At 42.1% G+C, this 15,411-nt stretch carries 12 protein-coding genes; 1 reads left to right on the top strand and 11 read right to left on the bottom strand.

From position 1 onward, the window contains the following. Positions 1-51: 51 nt before the first annotated feature. The 7 genes from AC4E8C_RS02050 to AC4E8C_RS02020 all read right to left on the bottom strand — a co-directional run bounded on the left by AC4E8C_RS02050 (position 52) and on the right by AC4E8C_RS02020 (position 9,854). Positions 52-1,212 carry a CamS family sex pheromone protein gene (locus tag AC4E8C_RS02050; protein ID WP_490209853.1) on the bottom strand — a complete coding sequence of 387 codons (1,161 nt, stop codon included), beginning with the start codon at positions 1,210-1,212 and terminating at the stop codon, positions 52-54. Between the two features lie 13 nt (positions 1,213-1,225). Continuing rightward, positions 1,226-3,232, bottom strand: a complete 2,007-nt coding sequence (gene ligA, locus AC4E8C_RS02045; protein ID WP_490209852.1) for an NAD-dependent DNA ligase LigA — start codon at positions 3,230-3,232, stop codon at positions 1,226-1,228. 52 nt (positions 3,233-3,284) lie between these two features. Further along, complete coding sequence (gene pcrA, locus AC4E8C_RS02040) at positions 3,285-5,558, bottom strand: DNA helicase PcrA (protein ID WP_490209851.1); 2,274 nt, start codon at positions 5,556-5,558, stop codon at positions 3,285-3,287. A 71-nt stretch (positions 5,559-5,629) separates the two neighbouring features. Beyond that, complete coding sequence (pcrB, locus tag AC4E8C_RS02035) at positions 5,630-6,313, bottom strand: heptaprenylglyceryl phosphate synthase (RefSeq protein WP_490209849.1); 684 nt, start codon at positions 6,311-6,313, stop codon at positions 5,630-5,632. A gap of 326 nt (positions 6,314-6,639) precedes the next feature. Then, positions 6,640-6,954 carry a YerC/YecD family TrpR-related protein gene (locus AC4E8C_RS02030; protein ID WP_490209848.1) on the bottom strand — a complete coding sequence of 105 codons (315 nt, stop codon included), beginning with the start codon at positions 6,952-6,954 and terminating at the stop codon, positions 6,640-6,642. 29 nt (positions 6,955-6,983) lie between these two features. Further along, the gene (locus tag AC4E8C_RS02025; RefSeq protein ID WP_490209846.1) at positions 6,984-8,033 is read right to left on the bottom strand and encodes a DUF3048 domain-containing protein; all 1,050 of its coding nucleotides are present in this window, start codon (positions 8,031-8,033) and stop codon (positions 6,984-6,986) included. A 75-nt stretch (positions 8,034-8,108) separates the two neighbouring features. Then, positions 8,109-9,854: an adenine deaminase C-terminal domain-containing protein gene (locus AC4E8C_RS02020; RefSeq protein ID WP_490209844.1), complete on the bottom strand. Its 1,746-nt coding sequence runs from the start codon at positions 9,852-9,854 to the stop codon at positions 8,109-8,111. A 163-nt stretch (positions 9,855-10,017) separates the two neighbouring features. Here AC4E8C_RS02020 and AC4E8C_RS02015 point away from each other — a divergent pair, with 163 nt between their 5' ends. Continuing rightward, positions 10,018-10,323, top strand: coding sequence for a YgaP family membrane protein (locus AC4E8C_RS02015; RefSeq protein WP_490209843.1), 306 nt, complete (start codon positions 10,018-10,020; stop codon positions 10,321-10,323). A 644-nt stretch (positions 10,324-10,967) separates the two neighbouring features. Here AC4E8C_RS02015 and purD read toward each other — a convergent pair. Genes purD through purM form a run of 4 tightly spaced genes read right to left on the bottom strand, consistent with a single transcriptional unit; the run spans position 10,968 to position 15,407 of the window. Next, positions 10,968-12,242, bottom strand: a complete 1,275-nt coding sequence (gene purD / locus AC4E8C_RS02010; RefSeq protein WP_490209841.1) for a phosphoribosylamine--glycine ligase — start codon at positions 12,240-12,242, stop codon at positions 10,968-10,970. 15 nt (positions 12,243-12,257) lie between these two features. Then, positions 12,258-13,799 (bottom strand): bifunctional phosphoribosylaminoimidazolecarboxamide formyltransferase/IMP cyclohydrolase, encoded by a 1,542-nt coding sequence (purH, locus tag AC4E8C_RS02005; RefSeq protein ID WP_490209840.1) that lies wholly within the window; start codon positions 13,797-13,799, stop codon positions 12,258-12,260. After that, positions 13,771-14,376: a phosphoribosylglycinamide formyltransferase gene (purN, locus tag AC4E8C_RS02000; protein WP_490209839.1), complete on the bottom strand. Its 606-nt coding sequence runs from the start codon at positions 14,374-14,376 to the stop codon at positions 13,771-13,773. The genes purH and purN overlap by 29 nt, the downstream gene beginning before the upstream one ends. Next, complete coding sequence (gene purM, locus AC4E8C_RS01995) at positions 14,373-15,407, bottom strand: phosphoribosylformylglycinamidine cyclo-ligase (protein ID WP_490209837.1); 1,035 nt, start codon at positions 15,405-15,407, stop codon at positions 14,373-14,375. Before purM ends, purN begins: the two co-directional genes overlap by 4 nt. Between the last annotated feature and the right edge of the window lie 4 nt (positions 15,408-15,411).

Here is a 15,411-nt window from a genome sequence, read left to right as displayed (position 1 = left end):
ATCAAAACTTTCATGCGGACTAAAAAAAAGACCTGGCATCACTGCCAGATCTTATTGATAAATATGAACAAACGGTTCTGTATCATTAGCCTTTTTAACAATCAATGCCTCAGGTCCATCCACAGATGTTACACTTACCGAAACCGAGAGGTACTCAGGAAAATGTTCCATTACGAGGCCTGTGACATATTGTGTAAATCCAATCCCTTCTGTTTTTCCATAGAATTGGATTGGAATAGTAATATTTAAATCCTGTAGCTGATCACCAATATAAAAGGCCCTGCCAATCACACCGTTATAATTTGGAAAATATTCTTCCACATCCTGCTTAAAGTTGAGAAAGGCGATTGAATCATCACGATGATCATTTTGTGCATCAGTTGACGGAAATAAGTAGTATTTTTCGTCTACCTTTTTCCAATCATTTAAATTGGAGCTGCCTTTATCAACGGTTGTATACGTGACAAATCGGCCCGGCACCACTGATGATTTGCTTTCTTGTTCAAATAAAGCAATCGTAATGGGAACGTCACTTAAACTCTTGATATTACGGGCACGTTTGATCACTTCTTCAGCCATTTTCTTGCCTTCCTGCTCCATCTCTGCAAAAGGAATCTTTTTCTCAAACGTATCTCCGCCAGCTTCTAACTTGTAATAATAAATTGAATTCAGGGCCAGACCAATCGTCACACCACCGAGAGTTACATTTCCCTTATCATCTTTTGTTAAGTAGTCATGTTCTAAAATATGGGCCAAATAGATAGGTGTGGATGGATCATCGCCTTCAGGAGCTGTATTTACAGGATTTAATCCAATATTATCTTCCGGCTTCACGTCTTTTTCCTTTAGCTGCGCATCTGTATATTTACGGTTTAACCACTGTTTAATCGTCTTTGATTTAATTTCCTGACCTTCTTGGAAAAAATACTTTTCTGTATCAAAACTATTCTGTGCAATTCTCATTAAGCCCATTTCAAATTCGTTCAAATCATATCTTGTATTGATATTGTTGACGACCAGCCCGCGTGCTTCCCCTGGTTTAAATGGCAGGATGGTCCGGTAATATTTGTCCGAGATATTATATTTAGGAATAATCGCCTTCCCTGTTGCTTTCTCCTTTGTTTGGACCGTTTCATTTTGCTTTTGAAAGTTTGGTGCACAGGCACTAAGCAAAAAGACAAGGGAGAGAGCGAGCAATGAGAGCTTTCTCACGTCGTTCCACCTCTTATTTATTTAATTCTACTAAAAGTTTCTCCTCGTCCCATACTTCAATTCCCAGTTCTTGTGCCTTCGTTAACTTGGAACCCGCATCTTCTCCTGCAATGACGAGATGTGTTTTTTTACTGACACTGCCGGCCACATTTCCGCCAAGCGCCTCAATCTTTTCTTTCGCTTCATTTCGCGAAAGTTGTTCTAGTTTACCGGTCAAAACGACCGTTTTTCCAGCAAATATGCTGTCGGATTCTTCTGCCGAAACAGGTCTAGCCCCTTTATATTCCATATTTACTCCAACTGCAACAAGTTCATGAAGGAGTTCAGCTGCTTCTTCTTGCTCAAAGAAGGAAACAATCGAGTCAGCCATTTTATCGCCAATTTCATTAATGGTGATTAACTCCTCTTTCGAAGCCTTAGCTAATTGATCCATTGTCCCAAAATGCTGGGCCAAAATTTTAGCGGCCTTGGCTCCAACATGGCGAATCCCTAATCCGAATAATAGCTTTTCTAAGGAGTTTCCCTTAGATGCTTCGATCGCTTTTAGAAGGTTCGTGACTGATTTTTCACCCATTCTTTCAAGAGCGATAAGTTGTTCATAGGTAAGTTTATAAATATCAGCCACATCACCAATTAACTTTTCCGCAAAAAGTTGGCTGATAACCTTTTCTCCAAGTCCATCAATATTCATGGCATCACGGGAGACAAAGTGTATCAAGCCTTCACGAATCTGCGCAGGACATTTTGGATTAATACAGCGTAAGGCTACTTCCCCTTCCAGACGGACAAGTTCACTTTCACATTCCGGACAATGAGTTGGCATATAGAAGTCCACTTCATTGCCAGTTCGTTGATCAGCCAGAACATTGACTACCTCTGGAATGATATCGCCAGCTTTTTTTACGACCACTTTATCGCCAATTTTTATGTCTTTTTCACGTATTAAATCTTCATTGTGTAAAGAGGCCCGCTGTACTGTTGTTCCTGCCACTTTCACAGGTGTCAGAAGTGCTGTTGGCGTAATCACACCCGTTCTGCCGACACTTAATTCGATATCCAGCAGGGTTGTCACTACTTCTTCAGCTGGAAATTTGTAGGCAATGGCCCAGCGCGGACTTTTGGCTGTTGTGCCAAGTTCGGCCTGCTGTTCTAGCGAGTCCACTTTAATCACAATGCCATCAATTTCATATGGCAGATGGGGGCGTTTTTCAACCCAACCGTTCACAAACTCAATGACTTCTTCGATGGATTGGGCTTTTCTTCGCTCTTTATTTGTTTTAAAGCCAAGCCGGTCTAGGTAATCGAGACCTTCGCTATGCGAAACCACACCACTTTCACCTATGTCACCAATTCCATATAAAAAGACATCCAGCCTTCTCGATGCTGCGATTTTTGGATCAAGCTGCCGAAGTGATCCGGCCGCTGCATTTCTAGGGTTGGCAAATAACTCCTCACCGCGCTCTTCTCTTGCTTTGTTCAATGCTTCAAACGAGCGTTTTGGCATATAAGCCTCACCGCGGACTTCAATGGAGACATTCTCTCGTAAGCGCAGTGGAATTGCTTTGATGGTTTTCAGATTAGCAGTGATATCCTCGCCAATCGTACCATCTCCACGGGTTGCCCCTTGAACAAATAAACCATTTTCATATCTTAATGATACAGCCAGTCCATCAATCTTTAATTCACAAACATACGAATAGTTATCACCTACTGCTTGACAAACCCTGCGGTCAAAATCTCTTAAGTCTTGTTCATTAAACGCATTACCCAAACTTAACAACGGGATTCTGTGTTCAACCTTTTCAAACAAATCAAGCACCGCACCGCCCACACGTACAGTAGGTGAATCAGGCGTTTTTAGTTCTGGAAATTGTTCCTCAAGCTGTACCAGCTCTTGCATTAACTTATCATATTCAGCATCTGGTACTGATGGATTGTCCAATACATAATATTCATAGCCATACAAATTTAAAAGGCTTCTTATTTCATCCACTTTTCTCTCAGCATTTTGCAGATCCATATATCCAGCCCTTTCTTAAAGGTAATATCTTCACTGTCATCTCCGACCGCTCTTATGCTTTGGTTATCGGTGCGAATTTGGCCAATAAGCGTTTGATTCCAACTGGACTAGGAAAGGCGATATCCAGCTCTGTGCCTTCACCCTGTCCTTTTACACTGACAACGGTGCCGACTCCCCATTTACCATGCTGGGCCTTATCGCCAACCCTCCAACCCATTTCATCGCCGCCAGTTGTTGCAGCAACTGGGCGCATAACTGGTTTTCTCGGTGTAGTTGGAGCAGTAAATGTAGTTTGGGATGTTCCAAATGAAGATCTTGTTGATGTTGAGCCAAAGGTTCTTGAACCAGAGCCAAATGAAGTGTTCATACGCTGCTCTGCAGGTTCAACGGTTTCAATAAGGTCCTCTGGTATCTCACGAATAAATCTGGAAGCAGGGTTCATATTAGTTCTTCCAAATAAGGTTCGCATTTGCGCATTTGTTATGAACAACGTTTGCTCCGCCCTTGTAATTCCCACATAGGCAAGACGGCGTTCTTCCTCCATCTCTGCTTCTTCCATAAGGGATCGGCTATGCGGAAACACCCCTTCTTCCAAGCCAATCAAGAAAACGACTGGAAATTCTAATCCTTTTGCTGAATGCAGGGTCATAAGCGTAATGGAATCTGTCTTTTCCCCATCATCATCGAGTGAGTCAATATCAGCGACTAGAGCCAAGTCTGTTAAGAAAGCAATTAAGGTTTTATCTTCGCTGGAATCTTCAAAGTTTTTCGTTACGGATAGTAATTCCTCTAAGTTTTCAAGCCGGCTTTGGGCTTCAATGGACTTCTCAGCCTTAAGCATTTCCCGGTAGCCAGTCTTTTCAAGGACTTCTTCCACCAATTCCGTAACAGATAGAAATTCTTGCATATTCGTATAATTATGAATTAAATCCCTAAATCCTGCTGCTGCTTTGGTCGTTTTTGGACTTAGGCCCAACAGTTCCACGGATTCTAAGGCTTGATACATAGACATATCATGAATCGCTGCAAAGTTAGCTATTTTATCTATGGAAGTAGAACCTATCCCACGTTTTGGAACATTAATGACACGCTGCAGACTGATATCATCATCAGGATTTGAGATTAACCGCAGATATGCCAGCATATCCTTAATTTCTTTTCTGTCATAGAACTTCGTGCCGCCAACGATGGCGTATTCAATATTGGATTTAAGTAAAACTTCCTCCATTACACGGGACTGTGCATTTGTCCGGTAAAGTATCGCAATTTCGGAAAGCTTGTACTTATTTTCACGGGTTAATTCTTTAATTTTACCTGCCACGAATTGGGCTTCGCCTTGCTCACTATCGGCACGATAATAAACTAATTTGTTTCCTTCAGGATTTTCCGTCCAAAGATTTTTTGCCTTCCGATTTAAATTGTTCTCAATCACTTTATTCGCGGCAAGGAGAATTCTTTTGGTTGAACGGTAATTTTGTTCAAGGAGAATAACCGTTGCATTTGGGTAGTCCTTTTCAAACGAAAGGATATTGGCAATATCCGCGCCGCGCCACCTATAGATGGACTGGTCGGAATCCCCAACGACACAAAGATTACGGAACCGGCTGGCCAGCATTTTGACTAACATATACTGGGCGCGGTTCGTATCCTGATACTCGTCAACGTGTATATATTGAAACTTACGCTGATAATATTCCAGTACTTCGGGTACCCGCTGGAACAATTGAATTGTCATCATAATGAGGTCATCAAAATCGAGCGCCTGATTCTTCCGCAAACGCTTTTGATATTCCTTGTATACATCACTGACAGTCTGTTCATAATAACCGCCCGCTGTCTTCTCATATTCTTCTGGGGTAATGAGTTCGTTCTTAGCCGAACTAATGGAGCCTAAAATAGCACGTGGGTCATTCTTTTTCGGGTCAAGATTTTTATCTTTGAGGATCCCTTTTATCACGGATTGCTGATCGCCGGTATCAAGAATGGTAAAGTTCCGATTAAACCCAAGTCGATCAATGTCACGGCGTAAAATCCGCACACACATGGAGTGAAAAGTGGAAATCCAGATTTCCTCGGCAGCCCCGCCCATCATTCTGCCGATCCGCTCTTTCATTTCTCTAGCCGCCTTATTTGTAAAGGTAATGGCTAGAATGTTATAGGGATTTACGCGTTTTTCGACAATTAAATAGGCAATACGATGTGTTAATACTCTTGTTTTACCACTGCCGGCACCTGCCATGAGCAGAAGTGGACCGTCAGTTGCTTTAACGGCACTTTGTTGTTCTGGATTAAGTCCATTTAAAAGCTTATCTGTTAAAAATTGCACTTCATACACCACCATTTACAAACATTTGTTCTTATTTTTATAATACCGTTCTTATCATACAGAAGCAAATTCTATCTAACTGATTTTACCGTTTCCAAGGCCTGGTCAAAATTCTCATAAATACTATTGCCAACCACAATCACATCAGCATGCTTGGCCATTTCCGCTGCTTGTTCAACTGTCGAAATACCGCCGCCATAGAAAAGGGTTGTTTTTTCGAGCGTTTTTTTAACTTCTGCGACTACGGCTGGGTCCCCGAATTTCCCGCTATACTCTAAATAAAAAATTGGAAGCTGAAACATTTTTTCAGCCATCATTGCATAGGCCTTCACATCTTCGATTGTTAAGTTCGCATTGGCAGAAGTGAGCTTTGCTGCCTTACAATCTCCATTTAGAATACAGTAACCTTCCATCGAAAACTCTTCCCAATTCATTATTTCCCCAAATTCCTTTACGGCCTGATGATGGAGGCCGGTAATCCAATTTGCATCACTGCTATTTAAGATCGTCGGGATAAAATAAAGGTCAAATCCAGGTGTAACGGTCTCAATACTAGACACTTCCAACACACATGGTATCGTATAACGGCGGACTCTTGCCATTAGGTCGAGTACATTCTCTAAGGTTACTCCGTCTGTTCCGCCTACAATTACCGCATCGGTCCCTGATTCGCAAATTTTTTCCAGTTGATCGTCATTTATCTCTTTATTTGGATCGAGTTTAAACACATGGCGCCACTCGCGAAAATCATACATCTAAAAGAATCCTCCCATTCTTTCTTTCCATTTCACCATTATAGCATTTGAGGGAATGATTAAAAACAAAACAGTCATTCTAATTCTAGAAATGTTATCCATAATGAAATGCGGAAGCACCCTGGTCAGCGGCGTATGGCCTGGAGCGCTCCAACTGAGATAAAGGAAACACGAAGAGCCGGAGGCGATTCGATGTTGACTTATCGTAGGGCGGAGAGCGAAGGACACTAGCCGCTAGGGTGCTGGAGCTGGACAATGTCCAAAGCAAACACCTATAAATCCTTATCTCCATAAAAAAACCGGAAGAGTCATCCTCCCCGGTTTGATTAAACTTCTTCAGTTGTGCTGTTTTCATTTTTTATGCGCTCAAGTACCATCTCATACGTATCGTTGCCAAAATTCAAACAGCGTTTTACGCGGGAAATGGTTGCCGTGCTTGCACCTGTTTCTGTTTCGATTTTATGATAAGTATTTCCTTCACGAAGCATTCTCGCCACGTCTAAACGCTGTGACAACGATTGAATTTCATTAATCGTACATAAGTCGTCAAAAAAGCGGTAGCATTCTTCTAAATCCTTTAGTGATAAGATGGCTTGAAATAATTGGTCGAGTTCTTTGCCTCGTAATTTATTTATTTGCATATACTTTACTCCTTTTCAAGTTAAATTAGCTATTCTCCATTAAAAGAGACACTTGTTTGCATTCCTGGGTTGGTTGGAACGATATTTACCCATGTCCGTCCCTGTACAAACGGAACCAATTCTCCATTCTTGATGGGGACTAGGACCCCATTTCGATTTTCCCACTCGACTTCGTTTACCTTACCCATTTGTATTAAATAGGCTTTTCCGCCCGACTTGAGATCAATATCTCTTCGTCCGACTGAATCAATGACTTTGTGGACCGCTTCGATGATAAAGATATTATCAATCAATAGAGGTTCTTTTGTATCTAAATCAACCGATTGTTCTCCTCCTGAAAAACGAGTATATTTTCCGAGGGCACTGTCGTATTTGAGCATCGAATCAGATATTCCACCTTTAGAATACGTGATTTTTACCGAAGAAGCCTCGTTCCCTGTCAGGCTTTTTCTGTCTTCTTCCGACATAAAGGTAAAACTTGGCGTGCTGCCTTCCATTGAATACTTCTTTTGTTTAGCACCTTTTAAGATATTTTCATACGTAATATAGGAGTTATGCGGTGCTTTCCGCGCTTTTGACCGTTGAAAAAGTGTTCCATCATAAACGATGCCATTTATGTTGTCGACATAATTTCCTTCCAGCATCTTTTTCGCTTCTTCACTCCATCCATGGGCAATATAAAGAGCATCAAATCCTTTCGCTAGCTCAATATAATAGTCCCGTGCACTCCGAACCGGCCCGATATTTGTTGGCTTTTCACTTTGAAATACAGCAAGGAAGCGAGTAATATCACCCTCTGCGAGAATTTCATACACGATATCAGCCTTATTTAAACCTGATTGCGGTCTTGCTTTTGGATGGTTATTAACCATAACTGCTATGGATCTGTCATTTGTCTTTGTATCAGTTCCAATACCGGTTAGTGGAAAAAAATAAGGATCAACACCTTTATCCTCTTTTTCTTTTTCAGGTGTAACAACTGGTTTCTCCTTCTTAACCGGTTCTTTTACGGTTTCTTTACTGCTGCACCCTGAGAGTAGTAAAAGGATAGCTGCTATTGCAACAGCCCATTTTTTCATTAGTGAACCCCCTGATTATCCCTTACTTATTATTACTATACACTTTCACACTTTAACTCATTACTTATTTACAGTTTAACGCATTATTGACGGAAAGAGTACTGTTTTGTTCATAACATCATACATACCTTGCTGTGTTATACGAATATATGGTAAATGGGTTGCCGAGAAAAAAGCTAAACTATAGATTGGATCAGAAAATTTATAGCCCCGTTCTCTCAATTCTACGAATAAAGTTTTTTCTAACTCTATTAATTTCTCAATCGGAAGATCTGACATAATCCCCGTTAAGTGTAAAGGAAGTTCACATATAACCTGAGAATCCTCAATGAGGACAATGCCTCCACCTATTTCTTTCATTCTATTAAAAGCATTCAGCATGTCGCGTTTGTTTTTCCCAATTAGTATGATATCGCCGGTTGTCGAATACGAACTTGCCATTGCCGATAATGTTGTGGCAAAGCCTTTTAAGAGTGTATTGGTTCTCCATTTACCATTTCGATCAACTAATGTAAAAAAGCATTCATCATGGTCCATCGATAATTCATCATCTGAGGCATCAATCGAGATGGAATATGGCTTGGTGAGAACTGAATTCTCCATTTTAATTCCGAATGGCATAGAAAATTGTAAGTCATCCATCGATAAATCCCAATTCATTTCGAGCGGCTTTAATCCATATTGCTCCCAGTTCAGCTGTTGATAGGCTTCAACAACTTTCTTGCCTGCTCGCTTTACCCATTTCCCTTTGGCCAAAACAGATACGGGAGTAGGATTTTCAAGGTCTGATAAAAAATTAATATTAGCGACTCGGCCCGTAGCAATTTGACCATGCAGATGGTCAATATTGTAATACCTCGCAATATTGATGGTTGCCATATTATAGGCATCTATCAGCGGCACTCCTTTTTCAATGGCAATCCGAATCATTTGGTCGTTTATGCCCTGCTCATAAAAAGTAGGCGAAGAACCATCCGTATTAAACATGAATCGATCATAAGCCTCGATACCCAACCGTTTGATGTCATCTAACAACTGCGGCAAATCTGGCCGAATAGATGAATGGCGTAATGACACCATATAGCCTTGCATCAGCCGTTTATAAACCTCTTCACCTGTCATTGCTTCATGATCACAGTCAGCCCCTAACAGCAGCATTTTGGCTAACGTTTTTTCTGAGGCTCCAGGAAAATGCCCTTCGATCTGCTTGCGCATCCGTTTTGCCTCTTGAATCCAATGGAGCATCATATCATCCCCATCAAGCAGCTGCGGCCAGCCCGTTAATTCTCCTCCTTGCAGGACAGCATCATGCTCAAGCCAAGACTTAACATTACTATGTGAAAAGATTTCTTCTTCATTCAAAATTTCTGTTTGCCCATCAAAGCGGCACCACCAATACATAGTGGTTGGGATGGAACGTAATTCCCCTAATAATGAAAACGCTTCCTTTTTATCTAAATGTAAAATGAGCGCCAAACTGTCATTCATAATAGTGGTGGTGCCAAATTGGGATGCATAGGCAGCCAATGACAGGGGATTATATAATTGAGATGGATGTGCATGTGGCTCTATATAACCTGGTACAAGAATCTCATCTGTACAATCAATGACTTCACAATTTTCCATAAATGTTGGCATATTTTCACCAACATAAACTATCCGATCTTCATAAATCCAAATATTTGCTCTCATTAATTTACGAAATGTCGGATTTAAATACTGTGCATTTTTTAGTAAAATGGTTGGCGATGCCTTTCCATCTAATACGGATACATGCATGCGTAAGTGTTTATTTTTCCAGCGGTAGCGTTGTTCCAGCATACCATGTCCCTCCCTTTAATTACTATCTATATAATAACAAGTTGATTTATCAGCAAAGAAAGCCCTTACAAAATTAATGTTGTAACTATGGTATCATATTTTATTGATTAAAGCAGTAAAGTATTTGTAAAAATTATTAAATATTTGTGAAGGAGTGAACAAATTGATGATCAAACCTAACATTGGGATTATTAACGCCTTAATACGAATTACCTTTGGCTTCACTGTTCTTGCTTGGAGTACAGCCAAACTTGTTAAGCACCCCTGGCGAGATTCCTATTTGTTTGCTGCCATTTGTGGTGCGATGAAAGTTGCAGAGGGAATTGTGCGCTATTGCCCTGTCACTGCAATATGTGAGCGTTTCGGGGATATGATCCAAGAGCATAATCATGCAATGGAATCAATGGATGGCATGGAAGGGCTCACCAACATGGATGAAGATTCGTTAGTGCCTTATAATCCGACTTGAAAGGTTGACTAGCTTCGAGGTTTATAAAAAATGTCCTCAAGAGTAACTCTTGAGGACAAAGCTCTTCTTAAAAACAAAAGTCGCTGCATTTCTGTTGGAACTGTCTTCAATGAGGCTTCTTAAAGACAAAAGTTGCTGCATTTCTGTTGGAACTGTCTTCAATGAGGCTTCTTAAAGACAAAAGTCGCTGCATTTCTGTTGGAACTGTCTTCAATGAGGCCTTCTTAAAGACAAAAGTTGCTGCATTTCTGTTGGAACTGTCTTCAATGAGGCCTTCTTAAAGACAAAAGTCGCTGCATTTCTGTTGGAACTGTCTTCAATGAGGCTTCTTAAAGACAAAAGTCGCTGCATTTCTGTTGGAACTATCTTCAATGAAGCTTCTTAAAGACAAAAGTCGCTGCTCTTCTCTCAGAGCTGTCCTTAATAAGGCTTCTTAAAGACAAATATCATCGCATTTCTCCCAGAGCTGTCCTCAATAAGGCCTCTTAAAGACAAAAGTCGCTGCTCTTCTCCCAGAGCTGTCCTTAATAAGGCTTCTTAAAGACAAATATCATCGGAATTCTCTTCGTACTGTCCTCAACAAACGTTCTTAAAGACAAATCTTTCCTCTACAAATAAATTTTGTCCTCAAGAGGAACCCTCTCTTAAAATCTTGCAAATGCTTGAATACCCTTAGCCCCGATATCCTTCCGATAAAAGACACCATCACAAGTTAAGTTTCCAAGCTCTTGATATACTTTTTCTTGAGCCTCACCGAGCGTTTCTGCCTTGGCCGCAACAAGCAGCACCCGGCCGCCTGCTGTGGTAAACTCACCTGATTCATTTTTAACGGTTCCGGCATGAAAGGTATATACATCCTTAGAGAACTCCGTTAATCCCGTCAAGACGGCACCTTTTTCGTAAATCTCCGGATACCCTTTTGCGGCTACAACGACACCGACCATAGCCTGGGAATCCCACACTAACTCAGGCTGCTTCCCATCCAACAGCTCTAAGATAACCTCTACTAAATCAGATTTCAACCTTGGCAAAATCACCTGTGTTTCAGGGTCGCCTAAGCGGGCATTAAATTCAATCACTTTTGGCCCAACCGCCGTTTTAATCAACCCTGCATATAAAATCCCGCAAAAGCTCCGATTCTCTTGTACCATTGCTTTTGCTGCTGGAAGAAGGACTGTCTCTACAGCAAGCTGAATGGTCTCTTCTCCGATTTGTGGGACCGGCGAATAAGCACCCATTCCACCTGTATTAGGACCGTTATCACCATCATAGGCACGCTTATGATCTTGAGCAATCTCAAGGGGGACGACTACTTCGCCATTCACAAACGCCATGAGTGAGAATTCCTCACCGCTTAAAAATTCTTCAATCACCACACGGGAAGAGGCATCACCAAATTTTGCACCAACAAGCATCTCTTCCACACTCGCAAGTGCTTCCTCTATGGTCATAGCCACCGTAACACCCTTGCCTGCTGCTAAGCCATCCGCTTTTATAACAATGGGTGCCCCTTTTTCTTCGATATAACTGCGGGCATCCTCAACATTGGTGAAAACGGCATAATCCGCCGTAGGAATTTGATACTTTTTCATTAATTCTTTTGCAAAAGATTTACTGCCCTCAATCTCTGCGGCCGATTTACGGGGACCGAACACGGCCAAACCTGCTGCCTCAAATTGATCCGCCAGCCCTTCAAGGAGAGGGACTTCTGGACCGATGATTGTTAAGCCAACCCTTTCATCTTTAGCAAATTGAATTAGTTGGTCGTGCTGTGATTCTTCAAGTGAAATAAGCTCCGCCACATCTGTCATACCAGCATTACCAGGTGCCACAAATACTTTTTCCACTAGCGCGCTTTCGCAGACCTTCCGGCAGATAGCATGCTCTCTCCCGCCGCGGCCAATGATTAGTACCTTCATCCCTTTCACCTCGTTTTAATGTTTAAAGTGTCTTACGCCCGTAAATACCATGGCAATCCCGTAGTCGTCTGCTTTTTTTATCGAATCTTTATCTTTAATCGATCCACCAGGCTGAATGATCGCGGTAATTCCCGCTTTCGCAGCCGCTTCAACTGTATCATCCATAGGGAAGAATGCATCTGAAGCGAGGGCGGCACCATTTGCCCTTTCTCCTGCTTGTTTCAAAGCAATTTCAGCAGAACCGACACGGTTCATTTGACCGGCCCCAATTCCAAGTGTCATGTCTTTATCTGAAACAACGATGGCATTTGACTTCACATGCTTGACCACTCTCCAGCCAAGTTTAAGCGCCTCCCACTCTTCCTCTGTTGGCTGTCGCTTAGTCGGAATCGTAATGGCAGCATCCTCTAATGTGTAACGGTCTTGCTCCTGAACTAACAAACCGCCTTGAATCGTGGTCATTTTCAATTCAGCTTTTTTCGCTGCTTCAAACGAAAGGGTGAGCAATCGCAAATTCTTTTTACTAGTTAGAATCGCTAACGCTTCTTCCGAGAAAGATGGAGCAATAATAATTTCTAAGAATATTTCATGTAGCTTTGTTGCGGTTTCTGCGTCCACTTCTTGGTTAAAGGCAATAATGCCGCCAAAAATAGACACGGGGTCAGCAGCAAACGCCTTGGTAAAAGCTTCGTATACATTTTTCCCAGTACCTACACCACATGGATTCATATGCTTCACGGCCACTGCCGCTGGTTCTGAAAATTCTCTCACAATCTGGAGTGCCGCATCAGCATCATTAATATTGTTATAGGAAAGCTCTTTACCATGTAACTGCTCGGCATAAGCAATCGAGAAAACAGAACCAAGTGGCTTTTTATAAAAAGCAGCTTGTTGATGCGGGTTTTCCCCGTATCGTAAGGATTGTTTTAATTCATATGTAACGGTTAACTTTTCAGGTTTTTCTTCCCCGGTAAGATTAGTCATGTATTCTGCAATCAAGGCATCATAGGCCGCTGTATGGCGGAACACTTTAGCCGCTAATTTTCTTCTTGTTTCAAGCGTCGTTTCACCTGACTCCGCTAACTCTGCAAGCACCTTATCATAATCAGCGGGATCGACGACAACTGTGACATATTGATGATTTTTTGCAGAAGCCCGGAGCATGGTCGGTCCACCGATGTCGATATTTTCAATCGCATCTTCCACGGTTACATCCGGCTTTTCAATCGTTTGCTGGAACGGATATAGATTGACGCAGACAAGCTGAATCGGCTGAATTTCATGTTCCGCTAATTGTTGTTGGTGCAGGGGATCGTCATGCTTGGCAAGCAGGCCGCCATGGATAAAAGGATTTAATGTTTTTACACGGCCCTCTAAAATCTCCGGAAAGCCGGTCACATCACTTACACTTAAAACAGGAATCCCCTGGTTTTGAAGAGCCTTTTTCGTGCCCCCCGTAGAAATGAGTTCATAGCCCAAGTTGACTAGGCCTTTTGCAAACTCCGTAATTCCATTTTTATCAGAAACACTAATAAGTGCGCGTTTTGTTGTTGTCATCAAGTACATCTCCTCGTGTTAATAGCATTTGCAGGACTTCTGGATAAAGTTTGTGCTCAATCTTCTGGATTTTCCGCTGCAGACTTTCTCTTGTTTCTTGTTCATCCAATCCGACTCGTTCTTGGATAATAACGGGTCCTGTATCCATTCCTTCATCCACAAAATGAATGGTTACCCCACTCCACTTTGCCTTAGCCGCAAGCGCCTGGCCAATCGCATCTTTGCCAGGAAAAGCAGGAAGCAGCGATGGGTGAATATTAATAATCCTGCCTTGATAGGCTTCTAGCAAGGTCGAACCAATCAATCGCATGTATCCGGCAAGGACAATGAATTCCACCTCATAAATCTTTAATTGTGCTAAAATAGCTTGCTCATAATTTTCCTTACTGACATAATCCTTCGCATTAAAAACAAAGCTGGGGATTCTGGCAGCCCTCGCTCGCTCAATCGCAAGGGCCCCCGGCTTATCGCAAACTAATAAGGCTAGATCTGCTTCAAGTCCTCTGGTTTGGACACAATCAATGATGGCTTGAAAATTACTTCCGTTCCCTGAGGCAAACACTGCTATTTTTTTCATTGCAAGCCACCGGACCTCTTGATGTGGACGCCAGCAGACTCCGTCACCATGCCAATTTCGTAGGCAGTTTCCCCACATTCTCTAAAATGCTGAAGCAAACCTGCCGCATGGTTTCGATCAACAGCGATGACCATTCCAATACCCATGTTAAAAATATTATACATCTCTTGGTAACTGATTTGTCCATGAGAAGAAATTAGTTGAAAGACAGGTGGAACTCCCCAGCTTTTTTCATCAAGCTCTGCTCCAAGACCTTCAGGCAGCATGCGGGGAATGTTTTCAATAAAACCGCCACCGGTAATATGGGCCATTCCTTTAATGGGGAACTTTTTCAACGCTGACAAAATTGGTTTCACATAAATTTTTGTAGGCTTAAGTAACTCTTCCCCTAATGTGCATCCAAGTTCATCAACGAAATCTAGCAATGACCAATTATTAAACACTTTTCTGACAAGAGAGTAGCCATTACTGTGGATTCCACTCGAAGCTAAGCCAATTAAGACATCGCCGGATTCGATATGTTCACCCGTAATAATCTGCGATTTCTCAGAAGCCCCTACTGAAAACCCAGCGAGGTCGTACTCATTTTCACTGTACAATCCCGGCATTTCAGCAGTTTCTCCGCCAATCAGTGCACAGCCCGCTTGCTCACAGCCATCCGCAATGCCCTTTACAATTGCTTCTATTTTCTCAGGAACAGCTTTTCCACAAGCAATATAATCTAGAAAGAACAACGGCTCTGCTCCTTGGACGACAATGTCATTGACACACATCGCCACGGCATCAATCCCAATCGTATCATGCTGGTCCATCCAAAAAGCAATCATCAATTTTGTGCCAACCCCATCGGTGCCTGACACCAAAACGGGCTCCTTTAATTGTAAGGCGGATAGATCAAACATGCCGCCAAATCCGCCCAAACCGCCTAGGACGCCTGCCCTGGCTGTCTTTTGGACATGTTTTTTCATCCGCTCTACCGCTTCATAGCCTGCTTCAATATTCACGCCTGCTTGCTTATACGCATTTGCCATGGTG

It is taken from the genome of Neobacillus sp. SRL179, from assembly GCF_984799095.1.
Note: the sequence above shows the minus strand (reverse complement) of the source record. Positions and strands in the feature narration are given on the sequence as shown.

Coding starts and splice junctions, on each gene's coding strand:
- ligA (WP_490209852.1), bottom strand. CDS start 3,232: ATGGATCTGCAAAATGCTGAGAGAAAAGTGGATGAAATAAGAAGCCTT.
- pcrB (WP_490209849.1), bottom strand. CDS start 6,313: ATGTATGATTTTCGCGAGTGGCGCCATGTGTTTAAACTCGATCCAAAT.
- AC4E8C_RS02030 (WP_490209848.1), bottom strand. CDS start 6,954: ATGCAAATAAATAAATTACGAGGCAAAGAACTCGACCAATTATTTCAA.
- AC4E8C_RS02025 (WP_490209846.1), bottom strand. CDS start 8,033: ATGAAAAAATGGGCTGTTGCAATAGCAGCTATCCTTTTACTACTCTCA.
- AC4E8C_RS02020 (WP_490209844.1), bottom strand. CDS start 9,854: ATGCTGGAACAACGCTACCGCTGGAAAAATAAACACTTACGCATGCAT.
- purD (WP_490209841.1), bottom strand. CDS start 12,242: ATGAAGGTACTAATCATTGGCCGCGGCGGGAGAGAGCATGCTATCTGC.
- purH (WP_490209840.1), bottom strand. CDS start 13,799: ATGACAACAACAAAACGCGCACTTATTAGTGTTTCTGATAAAAATGGA.
- purN (WP_490209839.1), bottom strand. CDS start 14,376: ATGAAAAAAATAGCAGTGTTTGCCTCAGGGAACGGAAGTAATTTTCAA.
- purM (WP_490209837.1), bottom strand. CDS start 15,407: ATGGCAAATGCGTATAAGCAAGCAGGCGTGAATATTGAAGCAGGCTAT.